16 protein-coding genes and 1 other RNA gene are annotated in these 19,750 nt (G+C 63.5%); 14 read left to right on the top strand and 3 right to left on the bottom strand.

Going from position 1 to position 19,750, the window contains the following annotated elements:
• Positions 1–240: 240 nt before the first annotated feature.
• Both QQK95_RS10830 and QQK95_RS10825 read right to left on the bottom strand, forming a co-directional pair.
• On the bottom strand, positions 241–804 hold the full coding sequence (locus tag QQK95_RS10830) for a hypothetical protein (protein WP_284272114.1): 564 nt from the start codon (positions 802–804) through the stop codon (positions 241–243).
• Positions 805–866: 62 nt separating this feature from the next.
• Positions 867–4,499 (bottom strand): hydantoinase B/oxoprolinase family protein, encoded by a 3,633-nt coding sequence (locus tag QQK95_RS10825; RefSeq protein WP_284272112.1) that lies wholly within the window; start codon positions 4,497–4,499, stop codon positions 867–869.
• Positions 4,500–4,679: 180 nt separating this feature from the next.
• Here QQK95_RS10825 and QQK95_RS10820 point away from each other — a divergent pair, with 180 nt between their 5' ends.
• The 5 genes from QQK95_RS10820 (at position 4,680) to rnpB (ending at position 7,914) form a co-directional block, all read left to right on the top strand.
• Positions 4,680–4,892 (top strand): hypothetical protein, encoded by a 213-nt coding sequence (locus QQK95_RS10820; RefSeq protein ID WP_019859105.1) that lies wholly within the window; start codon positions 4,680–4,682, stop codon positions 4,890–4,892.
• A gap of 153 nt (positions 4,893–5,045) precedes the next feature.
• Positions 5,046–5,765: a J domain-containing protein gene (locus QQK95_RS10815; RefSeq protein WP_284272103.1), complete on the top strand. Its 720-nt coding sequence runs from the start codon at positions 5,046–5,048 to the stop codon at positions 5,763–5,765.
• Complete coding sequence (locus QQK95_RS10810; protein ID WP_284272101.1) at positions 5,762–6,517, top strand: peptidoglycan recognition protein family protein; 756 nt, start codon at positions 5,762–5,764, stop codon at positions 6,515–6,517. Before QQK95_RS10815 ends, QQK95_RS10810 begins: the two co-directional genes overlap by 4 nt.
• A 212-nt stretch (positions 6,518–6,729) precedes the next feature.
• Entirely contained in the window at positions 6,730–7,437 is a 708-nt protein-coding gene (locus QQK95_RS10805) for a lytic transglycosylase domain-containing protein (protein WP_284272099.1), read from the top strand.
• Between the two features lie 77 nt (positions 7,438–7,514).
• Positions 7,515–7,914, top strand: an RNA gene (rnpB, locus tag QQK95_RS10800) — RNase P RNA component class A.
• 126 nt (positions 7,915–8,040) lie between these two features.
• Here the strand turns inward: rnpB and QQK95_RS10795 are convergent.
• Entirely contained in the window at positions 8,041–9,156 is a 1,116-nt protein-coding gene (locus QQK95_RS10795) for a cystathionine gamma-lyase (protein ID WP_284272098.1), read from the bottom strand.
• A 407-nt stretch (positions 9,157–9,563) separates the two neighbouring features.
• Between QQK95_RS10795 and mraZ the strand changes: the two genes are divergently transcribed.
• The 9 genes from mraZ to ftsW are packed head-to-tail and all read left to right on the top strand — an operon-like array spanning position 9,564 to position 19,749.
• Complete coding sequence (mraZ, locus tag QQK95_RS10790) at positions 9,564–10,022, top strand: division/cell wall cluster transcriptional repressor MraZ (protein WP_056582893.1); 459 nt, start codon at positions 9,564–9,566, stop codon at positions 10,020–10,022.
• On the top strand, positions 10,019–11,035 hold the full coding sequence (gene rsmH, locus QQK95_RS10785; RefSeq protein WP_284272091.1) for a 16S rRNA (cytosine(1402)-N(4))-methyltransferase RsmH: 1,017 nt from the start codon (positions 10,019–10,021) through the stop codon (positions 11,033–11,035). Before mraZ ends, rsmH begins: the two co-directional genes overlap by 4 nt.
• 4 nt (positions 11,036–11,039) lie before the next feature.
• Positions 11,040–11,435, top strand: a complete 396-nt coding sequence (gene ftsL, locus QQK95_RS10780) for a cell division protein FtsL (RefSeq protein WP_010910261.1) — start codon at positions 11,040–11,042, stop codon at positions 11,433–11,435.
• Positions 11,432–13,141, top strand: a complete 1,710-nt coding sequence (locus QQK95_RS10775; RefSeq protein ID WP_284272082.1) for a peptidoglycan D,D-transpeptidase FtsI family protein — start codon at positions 11,432–11,434, stop codon at positions 13,139–13,141. Before ftsL ends, QQK95_RS10775 begins: the two co-directional genes overlap by 4 nt.
• A 54-nt stretch (positions 13,142–13,195) precedes the next feature.
• Positions 13,196–14,650, top strand: coding sequence for a UDP-N-acetylmuramoyl-L-alanyl-D-glutamate--2,6-diaminopimelate ligase (locus tag QQK95_RS10770; protein ID WP_284272080.1), 1,455 nt, complete (start codon positions 13,196–13,198; stop codon positions 14,648–14,650).
• On the top strand, positions 14,647–16,080 hold the full coding sequence (locus tag QQK95_RS10765; RefSeq protein ID WP_284272078.1) for a UDP-N-acetylmuramoylalanyl-D-glutamyl-2,6-diaminopimelate--D-alanyl-D-alanine ligase: 1,434 nt from the start codon (positions 14,647–14,649) through the stop codon (positions 16,078–16,080). The genes QQK95_RS10770 and QQK95_RS10765 overlap by 4 nt, the downstream gene beginning before the upstream one ends.
• Before the next feature lie 23 nt (positions 16,081–16,103).
• The gene (gene mraY, locus QQK95_RS10760; RefSeq protein WP_199648420.1) at positions 16,104–17,186 is read left to right on the top strand and encodes a phospho-N-acetylmuramoyl-pentapeptide-transferase; all 1,083 of its coding nucleotides are present in this window, start codon (positions 16,104–16,106) and stop codon (positions 17,184–17,186) included.
• An 11-nt stretch (positions 17,187–17,197) separates the two neighbouring features.
• Positions 17,198–18,598 (top strand): UDP-N-acetylmuramoyl-L-alanine--D-glutamate ligase, encoded by a 1,401-nt coding sequence (murD, locus tag QQK95_RS10755; protein WP_284272074.1) that lies wholly within the window; start codon positions 17,198–17,200, stop codon positions 18,596–18,598.
• Positions 18,598–19,749 (top strand): putative lipid II flippase FtsW, encoded by a 1,152-nt coding sequence (gene ftsW / locus QQK95_RS10750; RefSeq protein ID WP_284272072.1) that lies wholly within the window; start codon positions 18,598–18,600, stop codon positions 19,747–19,749. The genes murD and ftsW overlap by 1 nt, the downstream gene beginning before the upstream one ends.
• Position 19,750 lies beyond the last annotated feature (1 nt).

Genomic DNA, 19,750 nt, shown 5'->3' with positions numbered 1-19,750 from the left:
ATTTGCTTTGCCGCAAGCGGGTAGCGCTCACCGATGACAGATGGATGACAGCAGCCGGCTTGCTGTAGCGCTCAAATCATTTGGCATCTCTGCGCAGCTTCATTTTGCAGTAGTTGTGGGCGGTCAAAGCGCTTTCAATGCTCGTTAAACGTCGAAATAGCGCCTGACAAGCTCATATTGGGCGATCGCATCGAGGACGACTCAATAAAAGAGTGACCCTTCCAGCCGTGCGTCCGCAGCTTACATGGAAGACTGCTGAAGCCACGCAACCCTCAAATGAGCGATCCAGACCGGACCAAAAATATAGATGGCGAACGTGCGAATCAAAGTCTTCCACAGAAGGACGTTGGTAGAATCGGTCGTATGGTACGCTGCCCAAGCGCCACGGCCCGTCGCGTGATCGTCAAAGCCGCCCGCGAAAAGTCCGAAGATCATGAACGCCATTACCAGTGTTGTGCTCACGGGTCGCGTCTTCATGGTTATGGCGGCGTTTGAAAGCAAATTTACATAAAAAACGATGCTGAAGATCGCGAAAAATACAGACAGCATAGATCGTGATGAAAACAGATTGCACTGATCATTGCTGGTGCCGTTCCATTGACTAATCTGATTGTACGTCTCCTCGTTTCCCGGCCATAACCAGCGCAGAGCCGGCATGTCGCGAAATGCACATGTATAGGCTGTAGGCAAGTATGGTGTGACAAGCCATGTTGTTGCTGACGCCGCAACCAAAAAACAGAAAGATGCGAGAAGCGTTCTGCGGCGCGCGCGCGTTTTCTGAACGTCTTCTTTGGACTGCGACATCGCCTCCCCCCGCTATAACTATGATAGGCGGATGTGTGGCCTGTCAATATTTCAGTTGCCTCCTACAGTTTACCAAACCCGCCCGGCGTCGGCGTGATCAGAACAACCGCATCACCGGCCTCAAGCACGGTCTGGTCACAGGCTTTCAACACGTCGATCGAGCCGTCCTTGCGACGGATCTTGGTCGAGCCGACCTCGCCGTCGCCGCCTCCATCCAGCCCTTGGGGCGGGCGGTTGCGGTGCGAGGACAGGATCGCGCATTCCATCTTCTCGAGGAAGCGGATGGTGCGTTTGGTGCCGTCGCCGGCGCTCCATTTGCCCTTGCCGCCGGATCCCTCGCGGATGTGGAAATCCTCCAGCACAACGGGGAAGCGCAGTTCCAGCACTTCGGGATCGGTGAGGCGCGAATTGGTCATGTGGGTGTGCACGCCAGACGTGCCGGCAAAGCCGCGGCCGGAGTTCATATGGCCGGCCGGCGAGCCGGAGCAGATCGTCTCGTAATACTGGTATTTCTTGTTGCCGAAGGTGAGGTTGTTCATCGTTCCCTGCGCATTGGCCATCGCGCCCATGGCGCCGAACAGCGCGTTGGTGACGTGCTGCGAGGTCTCGACATTGCCGGCGACGACGGCCGCGGGGTAGGCGGGCTTCAGCATGCAGCCGTCGGGAATGACGATGTTGATGGGCCTGAGGCACCCGGCATTCATCGGGATCATGTCCTCGACCATGACGCGGAAGGCGTAGAGGACCGCGGCGCGGGCAACGGGCTCAGGTGCGTTGAAATTGTTCTTCATAACAGGCGAGGTGCCGGTGAAGTCGACCGTCGCTTCGCGCTTTTGCCGGTCGACCGATATCTTCACCTTGATCACCTGGCCGGTGTCGGTGGGATATTCATAGGCCGACGTATCCGGCAGCCGCTCGATCACCCGCCGCACGCTTTCGGCGGCGTTGTCCTGGACGTGGCCCATATAGGCCTCGACGACATCGAGGCCGAAATGCGCGACCATCTTGCGCAGTTCGGCAACGCCTTTCTCGTTGGCGGCGATCTGCGCCTTGAGGTCGGCGATATTCTGGTGCGGGTTGCGGGCCGGGTAACGATGGTCGGTGAGCAGCGCATGCAGCTCTTTTTCGCGGAATTTGCCGCGGTCGACGATGCGGAAATTGTCGAACAGCACGCCTTCCTCGTCGACCGTGGTGGCGAGCGGCGTCATCGAGCCGGGGGCGGTGCCGCCTATGTCGGCGTGGTGGCCGCGCGAGGCCGCCCAGAACAGGATCTCTTTCCGGGCGTCGTCGAAGACAGGTGTCACCACGGTGATATCGGGTAGATGCGTGCCGCCATTGTAGGGTGCGTTCAAGGCAAAGACGTCGCCCGGGTGGATGTCGCCGGAGTTCAGCCGGATGATGGTTTCGACCGAGCGGTCCATCGAGCCGAGGTGCACCGGCATGTGCGGCGCGTTGGCGACCAGCGCCCCGGTATGGTCGAACACGGCGCAGGAGAAATCCAGCCTTTCCTTGATGTTGACGGAATAGGCGGTGTTCTGCAGCGTGACGCCCATCTGTTCGGCGATCGACATGAACAGGTTGTTGAAGACTTCGAGCATCACCGGGTCGGCTGATGTGCCAAGGGCGGCGGCGCGCGCTTTCCTTGCCGTGCGGCGGATCACGACATGGTTGAGGTTGGTGATTTCGGCCTGCCAGCCCGGTTCGACGACAATGGTCTGGTTCGGTTCGATGATGAGAGCCGGGCCAGCGACCAGATTGGATGGGCGCAGGTTCTCGCGACGATAGATGCCGGCTTCATGCCACCGGCCTTCGGTATAGATGCGCCGCGTTCCAGAAGCGCCGGCTTCACCCCTTGCAACTCCGGTGGGCGCATGGGCCTCGGCGCTGCTTTCGCCGATTTCGCTGCCCTCGACGCCGACCGTCTCGACGATCATCGGCTTGTCGTCATAGACGAAGCCGAATTGCGCCTTGTGGGCGATTTCGAAGTCGCGCTTTGCCTGGAAAATCGAGTCGCTTTCGAAATTCACCGGCAGCGTCGTGTCGGTGCCGTCATAGCGGATGTGCAGCACCGGCTTGGCGGCAACCGCGTCCTCGGTGATGCCTTGCGCGGCCAATTCGGCGATCACGGCTTTTTTCAAGGTGGCGATGAGATTGGCGATCTCGGTTCGCGACTCCTCGGCAAGCGGCTTGAGCAATGCCTGCTGGCGCGAGGCAAAGACCGACGCCAGGCCGATGCCATAGGCCGAAAGCAGGCCGGAGAAGGGGTGGATCAGCACCGCTTCCATGCCGAGCGCATCGGCGACCAGGCATGCGTGCTGGCCGCCGGCGCCGCCGAAGCAGTTGAGCAGATATTCGGTAACGTCGTAGCCGCGCTGAACGGAAATCTTCTTGATGGCGTTGGCCATGTTCTCGACGGCGATGGTGACGAAGCCCTCGGCCACCGCTTCCGGCGAGCGGCCGTCGCCGATCTGGTCGGCCAGGGCCGCGAATTTTGCGCGCACGGTCTCGACGTCGAGCGGCTGGTCCTGGCCGGGGCCGAAGATCGCCGGAAAGAAATCGGGCTGCAATTTGCCGAGCATGACATTGGCGTCGGTGACGGCCAGCGGGCCGCCGCGCCGGTAGGCGGCGGGGCCGGGATTGGCTCCCGCTGAATCCGGTCCGGCGCGAAAACGGCCAGCCTCGTAGTGCAGGACCGAGCCACCGCCGGCGGCGACGGTGTGGATGCGCATCATCGGCGCGCGGACGCGCACGCCGGCGACTTCGGTATCGAAGGCGCGCTCATACTCGCCATCGTAATGGGCAACGTCGGTGGAGGTGCCGCCCATGTCGAAGCCGATGACCTTGCCGAAACCGGCGAGCTTGGCCGTCTCGACCATACCGACGACGCCGCCGGCCGGGCCTGACAGCAGCGCGTCCTTGCCCTGGAACATGTCGGCGGCGGTGAGGCCGCCCGACGACATCATGAACATCAGGCGAGGGGACTGGTCGCTCCCTTTCGCCGCGCCCAGCTCTCCCGCCACCCTTTGCACATAGCGCGACAGGATGGGCGAGAGATAGGCGTCGACCACGGCGGTGTCGCCGCGGCCGATCAGCTTGATCAGCGGCGAGACCTCATGGCTGACCGAGACCTGGGCGAAACCGATCTTGCGGCAGACCTTTGCCACCGCCTTCTCGTGATCGGGGTATTTCCAGGCATGCATGAAGACGATGGCGACGGCGTCGATGCCGTCAGCCTTCGCCTGCTCGATCGCGGGGCGGCAAGCGGCGATGTCGAGCAACTGTTCGACGCAGCCATCGGCGAGCACGCGCTCGTCGATCTCGATGACGCGCTCATATAGCTGCTCGGGAAGGATGATCTCCTTGGCGAAGATGTCGGGCCGCGCCTGGTAGGCGATCCTCAGCGCATCGCGAAAGCCCTTGGTGATGAGCAGGAGCACGCGGTCGCCCTTGCGCTCCAGGAGCGCGTTGGTGGCGACCGTGGTACCCATCTTGATGTCGCCGATCAGGCCGGACGGGACCGCTGCACCGGGTTCCAGGCCGAGCAAATCGCGGATGCCCTGGATAGCGGCATCGGCATAGGCTTCGGGATTCTCCGACAGAAGCTTGCGCGGATGCAGCCCCCCTTGCGGGTCACGGCCGATGACATCGGTGAAGGTGCCGCCCCGGTCGATCCAGAAATCCCATTTAGCGGCCATGCGGCTGTCTCCGGCATTTTTCGTTTCGAGCTTTCGTTGTTAATGCGCCAACGCGCCGGCAGCAACGCATCCCGTTGATGTTACACGCGGAAACGCAACGTTACGAAACTCATGGCCGTGTCGCGCATTTCCTCTTCGACCGTTCACCGCAACGTGAGCGTGTGTTGAAGGAGAGATATTATGAAAAAGCTCATTCTGGCTTCCGTGTCCGCTCTTGCCCTGCTGGGCGTCGCGGCCTGCAGCGACAGCGGCAAGGGCACCGACACCACCACCACGCAGAGCACCAATCCGCCGGCCGCGGAGCAGCCGATGAAGCCTGCGGCTCCGGCCGATAATTCGACCAAGCCTGCCGAGCCGGCTCCGGCAACGCCTGCTCCTGCGCCCGCGCAGTAGTTTGTAAAGCAGTTAAGAGTGTCTTGGGAGGAAGGGCCGGCGTCTCGCCGGCCTTTTCTTTGCAGGCCGCCCCATCGATCTGTCGGGGTGCGTGTCGTTCACAACCCCGTTATTGGCTTGATAGCATGGACCGGTTCGCTCTAAGAAGCGGCCATGTCGATTTGGGACCGCCTCGGCGACTTCATCACGCGGGTATCGTCTTCAGCCTCGTCGGGCGTCGCCGATGTCGTGGAGGCCGTGCGCACGGTGTTCTCCGGCGATGCGGACCTGCGCCGCCGCGTCGCCTTTTCCGTGGCGATGATCGCGCTCTCGGCCAAGATGGCCAAGGCGGACGGCATCGTCACCCAGGATGAGGTGCGTGCCTTCCAGGAAATATTCGAAGTGCCGCCGAAGGAGACGCGCAACGTTGCGCGGCTGTTCGATCTCGCCCAGCGGGACGTTGCCGGTTTCGAAACCTATGCCGAGCGCATGGCACAATTGTGCGGTTCGGGGCATTCCAATTGCGTGATGCTGGAAGATATACTCGACGGCCTGTTCCACATCGCAAAGGCCGATGGGCTGGTGCATGAACGCGAAGGCATCTTCCTGCACCGTATCGCCGAGATCTTCCGCATCGACGAGGCGCATTACGAGTCGATCCTGGCCCGGCACGTCAATCTTGGTGCCGGCGACCCCTATGTCGTGCTCGGCATCGAGCGCGGCAAGCCGTTCGAGGAGGTCAGGAAGCGGTACCGCAAGCTGGTCTCCGACAACCATCCCGACCGGCTGATCGCGCGCGGCCTGCCGCAGGAATTCATCAAGATCGCCACGACAAGGGTCGCGGCGATCAACGCCGCCTATGAGATGATCGAGCGGGGCCTGCGGCACGTATGAGCGGCTTCCTGCCCGACGAGCCGAGTGCCGAGGTCAGGGTGTCGCCGAATTTCGGGCCAAGGCGCGACACGCCGAAACCCGACATGATCGTGCTGCACTATACCGGCATGCCGACAGGAGCCGGAGCGGAAGCCTGGCTGTGTGATCCGGCGAGCGAAGTCTCGTCGCACTATCTCGTTCATGAGAATGGTCACATCGTGCAGATGGTCCGGGAAAGCGACCGCGCCTGGCACGCCGGCAAAAGTTCCTGGTTCGGACACACCGATATCAATTCCTGCTCGGTGGGCATCGAGATCGTCAATCCTGGCCATTCGCTGGGCTATCCCGGGTTTCCCCAGCGCCAGATCGAGGCGGTGATCGGCCTGTGCAAGGGAATTGCCGCGCGGCATGCGATCCCCGCCATGCGGGTGCTGGCGCATTCCGACGTGGCACCGGGCCGCAAGATCGATCCGGGCGAGAAGTTCCCGTGGGCCGCCCTGTTCAAGGCCGGTGTCGGCCATCTCGTGCCGGCTGCACCCATCAGGCGCGGGACCGCGCTGAAGCCCGGCGACAGCGGTGCCGATGTCGAGGCGTTGCAGTCGATGCTGACGCTCTATGGTTACGGTGTCGAGATATCAGGTGTTTTCGACCATCAGACGCAAATTGTCGTCGAGGCCTTCCAACGGCATTTCCGGCCTCGCCTGGTCGACGGGCTGGCCGACGGCTCGACCATGCGTACGCTGCAGAAGTTGCTCGCCTCCGTGAGCGGCTAACCCACGGGCAGGGCGTCGCCCAAGTAATCTTTTTCCCGTGTCAGGTTACAAACTGTCACTCAAAGTGACTTGCCTCGCCTTCATTGACGCCAATTCGGGCCTCAAAGGGCAATTCGTACAGTTTGTCGGATCTCTAGCCCCCCGGATGTTCCGCTATTAATCAAGCAGCGCCACGCGAAGATCTTCGCGTGGTCCAGACAGAACAGGATCACATGCAGAAATTGACCGTTGTAACGGCAGCTCTTGCTGCCGGCGTAGTGACTTTTGCCTTCAGCGCGGCTGATGCCGCGACATGGAGCCCACGGGCCGATCAGGGGCTCGTCGCGGTGACCACCAAGGGCAAGGCCATTTCAGCCAAAAGCAGCAGGAGCCCGAAGGCAACGGCGAAGCACGCTTCCGCCAGGGTGGAAAAGGCCAGCTGGACCAAGGCGAAGAAATCCTCCGCCAAAAGGCAGACGAAGCGTGGCCGCAAGACCGTCGACATGACGACGACGGCATCGATCGGTCTCAGGAATGTCGCGGCGTCGACGGCAGCGGTAGCCAGCAGCGGCCAGTATTCCGCGATCGTTGCCCGCTATGCGGCAAGCTACGGTGTTCCGGTGTCGCTGGCCAACGCCGTCATCACGATCGAGAGCAACTATCGGCCGAACATGGTCGGCAGTGCCGGCGAGATCGGCCTGATGCAGATCAAGCCGGCGACGGCGCGGATGATGGGCTACAACGGTTCGGCCAAGGGGCTCTTCGATCCCGACACCAACATCAAATACGGCATGAAGTATCTCGCTTTGGCGCAGAACCTCGGCGGCGGCACGACCTGCGGCACGATCCTGAAATACAATGCCGGCCACGCCGCGACGCGGATGAACCCGGTCTCGGCGGCTTATTGCAGCAAGGTCAAGGTTCAGATGGCCGCGCTTTGACGGCAAGTTGCGAGAGCCGGCGGACAAGCCGGCTTTTTCATTTGCGTTTTCCCGGCTGAACCCCTTTATACGCCTTGCCAGCTGGCTGGGCGGCCGCACTCGCAAACGCCGAAAGGCCGCGAGTGAGGAAAGTCCGGGCTCCATGGAGACACGGTGCCGGTTAATGGCCGGCGGGGGCGACCCCAGGGAAAGTGCCACAGAAAGCAAACCGCCACGACTTTGTCGGGGTAAGGGTGAAAGGGTGGGGTAAGAGCCCACCGCGCGACTGGCAACAGGAGCGGCACGGTAAACCCCACCGGGAGCAAAACCGAATAGGGGCGGTGCGAGGGGAAACCCTCGAGGGCTGTTTCCGGCTCACCGTCCGGGTAGGTTGCGTGAGGCGCATGGCAACATGCGCCCAAGATGAATGGCCGCCACGTTCTCGTCCCGCAAGGGGCGAGGGCCATACAGAACCCGGCTTACAGGCCAGCTGGCAGTTTCGCCCTCGAAGAGAAATCCTTTGAGATCAGCAGGTTGCGCCCCCCGGGCGCGCCTGTTGATTCACGTCTTTTCGGCTATTCGCCAGGCAGGCCGCAAACCGGCCAACGCTTGAATCTGGTGCGATCAGCCGCTGATCCTGTCCAGCGATGCCTCGACGGCTTTCCAGAGTTCTTCGACCGGTTCACAGCCGATAGAGAGGCGGACAAAGCCTGATGGCACCGCATCGCCTCGCTTCGAGCGTCGCTCGGCCGAAGTGTGGACGCCGCCGAAGGAGGTCGCAGCCTCTATCAGGTGGCAATTGTTGATGAAATCCTCGGCCTTGTCCTCCGAGACGAGTTCGAAGGAAATGAGGAAGCCGAAGCGCTCCATCTGGGCGCGCGCAAGGTTGTGCGACGGATCGCCATCGAGGCCGGGAAAACGCAGGCCACGCACCGCGCGATGTTCCTTCAGCCGTTGCGCGATCGTTTCGGCCGATGAGCACATGCGGTCAAAGCGCACCTCCAGTGTTTCGAGGCCGCGATGCACCAGCCAGGCTTCGAACGGCCCGGGAATGCCGCCGGCCATTGCGCGCCAGTCCGTCACCTTGGCGATTATGTCGGCGTTCCGGCTGGCGACATGGCCGAAAAGCACGTCCGAATGGCCGTTGACCGCCTTGGTGTCGGCGGAGACGACGATATCGGCGCCGAAGTCGAGGGGACGTTGGCCGAATGGTGTCATCGTCGTGTTGTCGACGACAAGGATCCCGCTCTGTTCGTGGACAGCCCTGGCGATCGCCGAGATGTCGCAGATGTCCAGCCGCGGATTGGACGGGGTTTCCACGAAGACCAGTGAATAGCCTGCGAAGCCGCCGTCAAGGAAGGTCGGCGTCGGCCTGGTATCGCAGGTGATGCCGAGCGGCCTCAGGAAGCGTTCGGCCATCGCACGCGTGGCGTGATAGCCGTCCGCCGGCAGGAGCACGCGATCGCCCGATTTCAGGAGCGCGAAAAACACCGAGGAAATCGCGCCCATTCCAGAGGGAAAACTCACGCATTGCGCGTCTTCCAAATGGCCGAGCACATGTTCCACGGCGCGCCAGGTTGGGTTGTCGTAGCGGCCATATTGATCGACCCCGGTCTCGACGCCCGGCGTGTGAAAGATCGAAGCCATGGTCAGCGGCAACGGGATCGGATCGCCACTGACGAAATCGCGGCTGCGCAAATGGGACAGTTCGGCGGCGCGTGGCTTTGCCGTCTCGGACATGATCTCGATCCTTGTTTTCTGGGCGGAAGGCGTCGCTCGACGCTATGCGCGCGGGTGATTGGCGGCAAGCCAGGTCTTTTGGGCCAGAGGGCTCTAAACGCTTCGTTAGGCTTAATGATCCATAAAGACGGGACGTGCCGTTACGGCTGCTCGGATTGGTTGCGGCGCGCGTGTTTGTGAAGCCTATTCCCGTTGACGCCCATAGTGCCCCATGATATCCCATCGAGACATCAAAGCCTTCGTTCCGCGTCAGGGTAAAGCGTACGCCAATCGGGCAGCCGCGGCGGCTGCGCGTTTGCCGGTTTTTGCCCATGCGGGCGAGGTTGGTACGGGGCAGGGAACGCGCTGCGGCGGCGCGTACGAGACGATGAAGAGGGGTGCGGCGGCGCAAGCGGCTGTAGCGTTTAATGGACCGGTTTCTGTCGAACACGGTGAGCAGGATCGACGCGAAGGGACGGGTGTCCGTTCCGGCGCATTTCCGCGCCGTCGTGCAGAAGCGCGGCTATTCGGAACTCTACGCACTGCGCTGCCTGGACCTGCCGGCGATGGATGTCGGCGGGCTGGACCTGCTCGACCGCTACGAGCAGCGCATCGCGCTGGAAGATCCCTTCCTGCAGACGGCGGACGACATGTCGTTCTTCTGCCATGGCGACGGAACCTTCCTGAAACTCGACCAGGATGGCCGCATCACGATGAGCGATTTCATTCGCGAGCATACCGGCATCTCGGCGGAGGTGGCCTTTGTCGGGCGCGGCAATTTCTTTCAGATCTGGGAGCCGGGACGGCTTGCGGCCTATGGGGCGCAGGCGCGGGCCAGGCTTTTGCAGCTTCGGCAGGGGACGAAGCCTGGGGAGCGACCGGAATGACGGTGGGCCACGGCGATGACATCCACGCCGTTGGCGGATCGGTCCGCCACATTCCGGTCCTCCTTGGCGAAGTGCTCGAGGCACTGGCGCCGGCACAGGGCGACATCATCATCGACGGCACGTTCGGCGCCGGCGGCTACACCAAAGCCATTCTGGCGACTGGCGCTTCGGTCGTGGCGATCGACCGCGATCCCGATGCCATCGCCGCCGGGCGCGATCTCGAGGCGCAATCGGGCGGTCGGCTGAGGCTGGTGCAGGCGCCGTTCTCGACGCTGGACGAGCATGTCGAAAGCGCCGATGGCGTCGTGCTCGACATCGGCGTGTCCTCCATGCAGCTCGACCAGGCCGAGCGTGGCTTTTCCTTCCGTTTCGACGGGCCGCTCGACATGCGCATGGCGCAGGCTGGCTTGAGCGCCGCCGATATCGTCAACAGTTTCAAGCCGGGCGATCTTGCCCGCATCTTCGGCTTCCTCGGCGAGGAGCGCCACGCCGGCCGCATCGCCCGCATGATCGAAGCGCGCCGCGAAAAGAAACCGTTCGAGCGCACGCTGGAACTGGCCGACGCCATCGAGACGCATATCGGCCGCGCGCCGAAGGACAAGATCCATCCGGCGACCCGCGTCTTCCAGGCGCTGCGCATCTTCGTCAATGACGAACTCGGCGAACTGGCCAAGGCCCTGTTCGCGGCCGAACGCGCGCTGAAGCCCGGCGGGCGCCTGGTAGTGGTGACGTTCCATTCGCTGGAAGACCGCATCGTCAAGCGCTTCATCGCCGACCGCGCCGACGTCGCCACCGGCTCACGCCACCTGCCCGAGGCGCATGCCCGCACCGCGACTTTCCGCAAGGCTGGCGGCGGCGTGACGGCTGATGACGCCGAGGTCGCTGCCAATCCGCGCGCACGCTCGGCCAGGCTGCGCGCGGCGATCCGCACCGAGGCGCCGGCGCGCGCCGGTGATTTTTCGATTTTCGGCCTTCCAAAGCTTCCCGGCATCGATCGGCCGGGGGAGAGGTAAGCACGTGTTCCGTACCAGCGACATTGTCCTGATCGCCGTCATGGTTTCGGCGGCGGCCCTGACCTACAAGACCAAGCGCGAGGCCGAGGACCAGTTGGCGGCGGTGCAGAAGATCCACAACCAGATACGCTATGAGGAGGAGACGATCGACCTACTCAAGGCCGACTGGAGCCTGCTCACCCAGCCGTCGCGGCTGCAGAAGCTCGCCGAACTCTACAAGTCGCAGCTCGCGCTTGAGCCGGTCAGCGCCCGCCAGATCGTCGGCTTGAGCGACCTGCCGGCCAAGGCCCTGGACATCCAGGACATTCTGAACGGACGCCAGGGCGGCATGGCCGACAATTCCGACAAGGCGCCCGCGGACGGCAAGGACCCCGTCGTGACCGGAGGCATCGCCCAATGATCGGCGAACTGCTGAAGCGTCGCGCCAGGACGGGTGAAGACGGATCGATCGTCGTCGAGGGCGCCCGCAAGGCGACCGGCGGCAAGGGCAAGGCGCGCATCGTGATGACGATGGCGGTGTTCTTCGGCATCTTCTCGACCATTTCTGGGCGGCTGGTCTATCTAGGCTTCCAGACACCTGACCTGTCGGGCGGCCCACAGAGCCGGATCACCGCCTCGCGGCCCGATATTGTCGACCGCAATGGCGAAGTGCTGGCGACCGACATCAAGACGGCGTCGCTGTTCGCAGAGCCGCGCCGCATCGTCGATGCCGACGAGGCGATCGAGAAGCTGTCGACCGTGCTGCCCGAGATCGATTACGAGCAGACCTACCACAAGCTCAAGAGCGGCGCCGGCTTCGTCTGGCTGCAGCGGCAGCTGACGCCCAAGCAGCAGGCCGACATCATGCAGCTCGGCATTCCCGGTTTCGGCTTCCGCACGGAGAAGCGCCGTTTCTATCCGAGCGGCGAAACCTCGTCCTACATTGTCGGCCTGACCAACATCGACAACCAGGGCATCTCCGGCATGGAGAAATATATCGACGAGCAGGGCCTGAGCGACCTGCAGGCGTCGGGCCTGGCGGTGGCCAAGGATCTCAAGCCGGTCAAGCTGTCGATCGATCTGCGCGTCCAGCATGTGGTGCGCGACGAGATCGCCGCCGGCCTGGAGCGCTATCGCGCGCTCGGCGCCGGCGCCGTCGTGCTCAACGTCAAGACCGGCGAAGTGGTGGCCATGGCCTCGGTGCCGGATTTCGATCCGAACAATCCCTACAATGCACAGGAGAAGGACCGGCTGAACCGTATGTCGGCGGGCCTCTATGAGATGGGCTCGACCTTCAAGAGCTTCACCTCGGCGATGGCGCTCGATTCCGGCAAGGCGACGATGAACAGTCGTTTCGATGCGTCGCATCCGATCCGGGTCGGCCATCAGGCCATTCACGATTTCCACGGCAAGAACCGTGTGCTGTCCTTGCCCGAGGTGTTCCTCTATTCGTCCAACATCGGTTCGGCCAGGGAGGCCGAACTGGTGGGCATCGAGGGGCACCGGGAATTCCTGCATCGCCTTGGCATCCTGGAAAGGATGCAGACCGAACTGCCCGAAGTCGCCCGCCCGACCGAACCGAAGGTCTGGAAACAGGTCAATTCGTTCACCATTGCCTTCGGCCACGGCGTATCGACGACGCCGCTGCAAGCGGCTGTCGGCTGCGCGGCGCTGATGAATGGCGGCTATTTGATGAATCCGACCTTCCTGGTGCGCACGCAGCAGGAGGCGATGGCGATTGCCAAAAAAGTCGTCAGCGAAAAGACGGTCGAGGGCATGCGCTATCTCTATTCGCTCAACGCCGAGAAGGGTTCGGCCAGAAACGCCAGAGTCCCCGGCTACCGCGTTGGCGGCAAGACCGGAACGGCCGAGAAGGTCATCAACGGTCGCTACTCTAAGGAATTGAATTTCAACACCTTCGTCGCCGCCTTCCCGATAGACGATCCGCAATATCTGGTGTTTACGATCGCCGATGCTCCGCACCCCGAAAAGCCCGGCATGACCGACGTCGCGGCCGCGAATGCGGGCGTCATGGCGGGTAATATCATCAGGCGGTCGGCGGCCATGCTTGGCGTGAAACCAGATTTCAGCCATGAAAATGGTGCAACGTTGGTTTCCTATGAGTGATTCTTAGGGCGCGCCGGCGACTGCGCGCTATTTTATTGCGGTGAACGGAACTCGATGAAGCTCAGAGATCTAGCCGGTGTCCTGCCAGTCGAAGGAACAGCTTCCGCCGATCTGGAGGTTACCGGGATTTCCTCCGATTCCCGCCAGGTAAAACCGGGCGTGGTCTTTTTTGCGCTCGCCGGCACCAAGGCGGACGGCGCGGCCTACGCTGCCGACGCGGCCAAGCGGGGCGCGCTGGCGGTCGTGACAAGCAAGGGCAGTTCCGTCGACGGACTGCCGGTTCCGGTGCTGGCGGTCGACGATCCACGCCTGGCGCTGGCGCTGAGTGCTGCCCGCTATTTCGGCAAGCAGCCGCGGACCATGGTCGCGGTGACCGGCACCAGCGGCAAGACCTCGGTCGCCGCCTTCACCAGGCAGATCTGGGAGCAGGCGGGCTATGCCGCGGCTTCGATCGGCACCACCGGCGTGGTGGCGCCCGGCCGCAACGAGTATGGCTCGCTGACGACGCCCGATCCGGTCGCCCTGCATCAGCTGCTGCGGGAATTGGCCGATGCCGGCGTCACCCACGCTTCGATGGAAGCTTCCAGCCATGGGCTCGACCAGCGCCGTCTCGACGGGGTCAAGCTCGCCGCCGGCGGCTTCACCAATCTTGGCCGCGACCACATGGATTACCATCCGACGGTCGAGGATTATCACCGCGCCAAACTGCGCCTGTTCGACACGCTGCTGCCGAAAGGCGCGCCGGCGGTGATCTTCGCCGACGATCCCTGGTCGGCGCCGACCATCCAGGCGGCACAGGCTGCCGGGCTCAAGGTGCTGACGGTTGGCCGCCATGGCGATTTCCTGACGCTGAAGCGAGTCGAACACGAACGCCATCGCCAGCGCGCCGAGGTCGAGGCCGAGGGCGTGCTCTACGAAATCGACCTGCCGCTGGCCGGCGATTTCCAGATTTCGAACGCGCTGGTTTCGGCTGGGCTTGCGATTTCCACCGGAACGCCTGTCGCCAAGGCATTGGCCGCATTGGAGAAATTGAGGGGCGCACCGGGCCGGCTCGACCTCGTCGGCACCACCGCCAGCGGTGCGCCGGTTTATGTCGACTATGCCCACAAGCCGGATGCGCTGGAAAATGTGCTGGCTTCGGTACGCCCGTTCACCACCGGTCGCGTGATGGTCGTGTTCGGCTGCGGCGGCGACCGCGACCGGGGCAAGAGGCCGATCATGGGCGAGATCGCGACCCGGCTTGCCGACGTCGTCATCGTTACCGACGACAATCCGCGCTCCGAAGTGCCCGAAACGATCCGCGCCGCCATTCTGGCCGCCGCGCCCGGCGCCATCGAGATCGGCGACCGCCGCAAGGCGATCCACGAGGCTGTCGGCATGCTTCATGCCGGCGACACGCTGATCGTGGCCGGCAAAGGGCACGAGGAAGGCCAGACGATCGGCTCCGAAACCTTGCATTTTTCAGACCATGAGGAAGTCCGCGCGGCGCTGCGGGAGCGTGTCGCATGAGTTTGCTGTGGACCTCCGAGGCGCTGGTTGCCGCCATGGACGGGCGGCCGCTCGGGCCTATGCCCGAAGGCATATCGGGCATTTCGATCGACAGCCGCAGCCTGCAGCCGGGTGACGCCTTCTTCGCCATCAAGGGCGAGGCGATGGATGGCCACGACTTCGCCACCGCGGCCATCAAGGCCGGCGCCGGCGTGCTGGTGGTGGCGGAAGGCAAGCTGCCGTCGCTCGGCCGGCTGACGGCGCCGATCATCGTCGTCGAGGATGTGCTGGTCGCATTGGAAAAGCTCGGCGTCGCGGCTCGCGCCCGCTCCCGGGCCAAGATCATCGCGGTGACCGGTTCGGCCGGCAAGACCACGACCAAGGAAGCGTTGCGCCATGTGCTGTCGGCGGTCGGCAAGGTGCATGCCTCGGCGCAGTCCTTCAACAACCATTGGGGCGTGCCGCTGACGCTCGCGCGCATGCCGGACGATTGCGACTATGCCGTCTTCGAGATCGGCATGAACCATCCCGACGAGATCCGGCCGCTGGTGAAGATGGTGCGGCCGCATGTCGCCATCGTCACCATCATCGCGGCGGCGCATCTCGGCTTCTTCCGCAATCTCGACGAGATCGCCAAGGCCAAGGCCGAGATTTTCGAAGGGCTGGAGCCCGAGGGCGCCGCCGTCCTCAACCGCGACGATGCGCGCTTCAAGCTGCTCGACAAGATGGCGCATGCCGCCGGCGTCGAGCATGTCTACGGCTTCGGCGAGAATGCGCGCTCGACCTTCAAGCTCACCAAATGCGAATTGCATGCCGACCATTCCGACATCGCCGCCCGGATAGGCGGTCGTGACATGATCGCCCGCATCGGTGCGCCCGGCCGGCACATGGTGCAGAACGTGCTCGCGGTGCTGGGCGCGGCGCAACTGGTCGGCGCCGATCTCGACAAGGTGGCAATCGCACTGGCCGATCTCTCGGCGGAGCGCGGCCGTGGCAAACGCCATGTGCTGCGGCACCCACAAGGACCGATCACGCTGATCGACGAGAGCTACAACGCCAATCCGGCTTCGATGGCGGCGGCCATGGCGCTGCTCAACGCGACGCCGGTGGCGGGTGAGGGGCGCCGTATCGCCGTGCTCGGCGATATGCTGGAACTCGGCGAGCATTCGGCCAAGCTGCATGCCGCCCTTGCCGATCTCATCGTAGGCACCGGCACCCAGACCGTGTTTCTCGGCGGTCCTGAAATGCGGGCATTGGCGCAAGCGCTGCCTGAAGACATCAAGACGGAATACCGCGCCGGCGTCGAGGAACTGAAGCCGGTGCTGCTTGCCGCGCTGAAGCCGGGCGACGTGGTGATGATCAAATCGTCGAAGGGCATCGGTTTTGCAAAACTGGTCGATGCGCTGCTGGGCAAATACCCGGCTGAAACCACAACCAGCAAACTGACCTAGGTCAAGTCGGGGGACGAAAGCGCATGTTTACACTGCTGGTCGATTTCGCGGACAAGATCTCGGTCTTCAATGTCTTCCGCTACATCACGTTCCGCACCGGCGGGGCGCTGATCACCTCTGCGCTGATCGTCTTCATCTTTGGGCCGACCATCATCAATTCGCTGCGGCTCAGGCAAGGCAAGGGCCAGCCGATCCGCGCCGACGGACCGCAGACGCATTTCAAGAAGGCCGGTACACCGACCATGGGCGGGCTGATGATCCTGTCCGGCATCATAGGCTCGTCGCTCCTGTGGGCGAACCTGTCGAGCATCTATGTCTGGGTGGTGCTGCTGGTGACGCTGGGCTTCGGCTCGATCGGCTTCTACGACGACTATCTGAAGGTGACCAAGCAGTCGCATCTCGGCTTCTCCGGCAAGGCGCGGCTGGGGCTCGAATTTGTCATCGCCGGCATCGCCGCCTGGGTGATCATGCACAATGGCCAGGCGCCGTTCTCCTCGTCGCTGACATTCCCCTTCGCCAAGGAATTCATCATCAACCTCGGCTGGTTCTTCATCCCGTTCTCCTGCTTCGTCATCGTCGGCGCCGGCAATGCGGTGAACCTGACCGACGGCCTAGATGGACTGGCGATCGTGCCGATCATGATCGCGGCGGCCTCCTTCGGCGTCATCGCCTATCTCTCGGGCAACGCGGTGTTCGCCGAATATCTGCAGATCCATTTCGTCCCCGGCACCGGAGAACTGGCGGTCGTGCTGGGCGCCGTCATCGGCGCCGGCCTCGGCTTCCTCTGGTTCAACGCGCCGCCGGCGGCGATCTTCATGGGCGACACCGGTTCGCTGGCCATGGGCGGCCTGATCGGCACGGTGGCGGTCGCCACCAAGCATGAGATCGTGCTGGTCATCGTCGGCGGCCTGTTCGTGGTCGAGATCCTGTCGGTGATCATCCAGGTCGGCTACTTCAAGATGACCGGCAAGCGCGTGTTCCTGATGGCGCCGATCCACCATCATTTCGAAAAGCTCGGCTGGACCGAGAGCCAGGTGGTGATCCGCTTCTGGATCATCGCCGTCATCCTGGCGCTGGTCGGCCTCTCCACCCTGAAGCTCAGATAGGAAGCCCTCCCTTGATCCCCGCCGCATCCTTCGCAGGCAAACACGTTTCGCTCTTCGGGCTCGGTGGCTCGGGGATCGCGACCGCGCGGGCATTGATCGAGGGTGGCGCGCAGGTGCTTGCCTGGGACGACAATCCCGACAGCGTCGCCAAGGCAGCCGCCACCGGCATCGCAACCGCCGATCTGCGTGGCGCCGACTGGGCGAAATTCTCCGCCTTGGTGCTGTCGCCGGGCGTGCCGCTGACGCATCCCAAGCCGCATTGGACGGTCGAACTGGCGAAGGGCGCCGGCGTCGAGATCATCGGCGACATCGAGCTTTTCTGCCGGGAGCGGACGCTGAGCGCGCCGACGTCGCCTTTCATCGCCATCACCGGCACCAACGGCAAGTCGACGACCACGGCGCTGACGGCGCATATCCTCAAATCGGCAGGCCGCGACACTCAGATGGGCGGCAATATCGGCCGCGCGGTGATGACGCTCGATCCGCCGAAGCCCGATCGCCACTATGTCGTCGAGTGCTCGTCCTACCAGATCGACCTCGCGCCCTCGATCAATCCGACCGCCGGCATCCTGCTCAACCTGACGCCCGACCATCTCGACCGCCATGGCACCATGCAGCACTACGCCTCGATCAAGGAGCGGCTGGTGGCGGGCAGCGAGACGGCGATCATCGGCATCGACGATTCCTGGTGCGCGCAGATCGCCGAGCGGCTGGAGCGGGCAGGGCGGCAGGTCATCCGCATTTCCAAGCGGCTGCCACTGACCGACGGCTATTTCGCCGACGGCACCAATCTGATGGAGGCCGTGCACGGCCGCTACAGCAAGGTCGCCTTCCTCGAAGGCATCGGTTCGCTGCGCGGCCAGCACAATGCGCAGAACGCGCTTGCCGCGGTCGCCGCTTGCCTGAAGGTCGGGCTCGACCTCGGCGAGATCCAGTCCGGGCTCGAAAGCTTTCCGGGCCTCGCGCACCGCATGGAGCAGGTCGGCCGCAAGGACCACGTGCTGTTCATCAACGATTCCAAGGCGACCAATGCCGACGCGGCAGCACCCGCGCTGTCGAGCTTCCCGCGCATCTACTGGATCGCCGGCGGCCTGCCCAAGGAGGGCGGCATCGAGCCGCTGCGCGGTTTCTTCCCGCGCATCGCCAAGGCCTATCTGATCGGCGAGGCCGCCCCTGCTTTTTCGGCGACGCTGGGCGAGGCGGTGCCCTACGAGATCTCGGGCACGCTGGCCGCGGCGGTCGAGCACGCCGCGCACGATGCGGCAAAGGACGACAGCGGCGAAGTGGTGGTGCTGCTGTCGCCGGCATGCGCCAGTTTCGACCAGTTCAAGAATTTCGAAGTTCGCGGCGAAGCCTTCAGGCAAGCTGCGAGCGCTATAGATGGCGTCAAACCCATCGGAGGGGCACGATAATGCAGAGCCGTCTCGATAAAAGTCCTGTCGCAACCTGGTGGTGGACGATCGATCGCTGGTTCCTGGCGGCGTTCCTGTCGCTGATGGGACTGGGCATCGTCTTGTCCTTCGCCGCCAGCCCGGCGGTGGCCGAGCGCATCGGCCTCGACAGTTTCCATTTCGCCACCAGGCAGATCGTCTTCACCGTGCCGGCGCTCGGCGTGATGCTGGCCGTCTCCTTCCTCGATTCCAGGCAGATCCGGCGCATGTCGCTGATCATGCTGTGCCTGATGCTGGTGCTGATGGTGGCGGTGCTCTATATCGGCGTCGAGGTGAAGGGCGCGCGGCGCTGGGTCTCGCTCGCCGGCCTGTCGATCCAGCCCTCGGAATTCCTGAAGCCGGCCTTCGTCATCATGTGCGCCTGGCTGTTCGCCGAGCACAAGCGCCAGCCCGATATTCCGGGCAATTTGTTCGCCATGCTGCTCCTGGTGCTGGTCGTGTCGCTGCTGGTGGCGCAGCCGGACCTCGGCCAGACCATGCTGACGACGGGCACCTGGGGCATCATGTTCTTCATGGCGGGGCTGCCCTGGCTGTGGATCATCGTGTTGGGCGCGGCCGGCGTCGGCGGCGTCTTCGCCGCCTATACGGTGTTTCCGCACGTTGCCTTGCGCATCGACAAGTTCCTCACCGGCGAGGGCGACACGTTCCAGGTCGATATGGGGCGGGACGCGCTGATCAATGGTGGCTGGTTCGGCGTCGGGCCGGGCGAGGGCACGGTCAAGCGGGTCATCCCCGACAGCCATGCCGACTTCGTCTTCTCGGTCGCGGGCGAGGAATTCGGGCTGATCATGTGTTTCTTCATCATGTCGATCTTCGCCTTCATCGTGCTGCGCGGCCTCAACACGGCACTCAAGGAGCATGACGACTTCACCCGTTATGCGGTCGGCGGCCTCGTCACCGTGTTCGGGCTGCAGGCCGTCATCAACATGTGCGTCAACCTGCAGCTGGTGCCCGCCAAGGGCATGACGCTGCCCTTCATCTCTTATGGCGGCTCCTCGCAGATCGCCATCGCCATTTCGATGGGCATGGTGCTGGCGCTGACACGCAAGCGGCCGGAGAAGCGCAAGCAGATGGGTTTTGCGCTGCCGCAGCGCGCTTTGCCGGCGGAGTGAC

This window comes from Mesorhizobium huakuii, assembly GCF_030160235.1.
GTDB lineage: Bacteria > Pseudomonadota > Alphaproteobacteria > Rhizobiales > Rhizobiaceae > Mesorhizobium > Mesorhizobium huakuii.
Note: the sequence above shows the minus strand (reverse complement) of the source record. Positions and strands in the feature narration are given on the sequence as shown.

Bases quoted from the DNA above. Each gene is read 5' to 3' on its own strand.
- QQK95_RS10830 (WP_284272114.1), bottom strand. From the start codon at position 804: ATGTCGCAGTCCAAAGAAGACGTTCAGAAAACGCGCGCGCGCCGCAGA.
- QQK95_RS10825 (WP_284272112.1), bottom strand. From the start codon at position 4,499: ATGGCCGCTAAATGGGATTTCTGGATCGACCGGGGCGGCACCTTCACC.
- QQK95_RS10820 (WP_019859105.1), top strand. From the start codon at position 4,680: ATGAAAAAGCTCATTCTGGCTTCCGTGTCCGCTCTTGCCCTGCTGGGC.
- QQK95_RS10815 (WP_284272103.1), top strand. From the start codon at position 5,046: ATGTCGATTTGGGACCGCCTCGGCGACTTCATCACGCGGGTATCGTCT.
- QQK95_RS10810 (WP_284272101.1), top strand. From the start codon at position 5,762: ATGAGCGGCTTCCTGCCCGACGAGCCGAGTGCCGAGGTCAGGGTGTCG.
- QQK95_RS10805 (WP_284272099.1), top strand. From the start codon at position 6,730: ATGCAGAAATTGACCGTTGTAACGGCAGCTCTTGCTGCCGGCGTAGTG.
- QQK95_RS10795 (WP_284272098.1), bottom strand. From the start codon at position 9,156: ATGTCCGAGACGGCAAAGCCACGCGCCGCCGAACTGTCCCATTTGCGC.
- mraZ (WP_056582893.1), top strand. From the start codon at position 9,564: ATGGACCGGTTTCTGTCGAACACGGTGAGCAGGATCGACGCGAAGGGA.
- rsmH (WP_284272091.1), top strand. From the start codon at position 10,019: ATGACGGTGGGCCACGGCGATGACATCCACGCCGTTGGCGGATCGGTC.
- QQK95_RS10775 (WP_284272082.1), top strand. From the start codon at position 11,432: ATGATCGGCGAACTGCTGAAGCGTCGCGCCAGGACGGGTGAAGACGGA.
- QQK95_RS10770 (WP_284272080.1), top strand. From the start codon at position 13,196: ATGAAGCTCAGAGATCTAGCCGGTGTCCTGCCAGTCGAAGGAACAGCT.
- QQK95_RS10765 (WP_284272078.1), top strand. From the start codon at position 14,647: ATGAGTTTGCTGTGGACCTCCGAGGCGCTGGTTGCCGCCATGGACGGG.
- mraY (WP_199648420.1), top strand. From the start codon at position 16,104: ATGTTTACACTGCTGGTCGATTTCGCGGACAAGATCTCGGTCTTCAAT.
- ftsW (WP_284272072.1), top strand. From the start codon at position 18,598: ATGCAGAGCCGTCTCGATAAAAGTCCTGTCGCAACCTGGTGGTGGACG.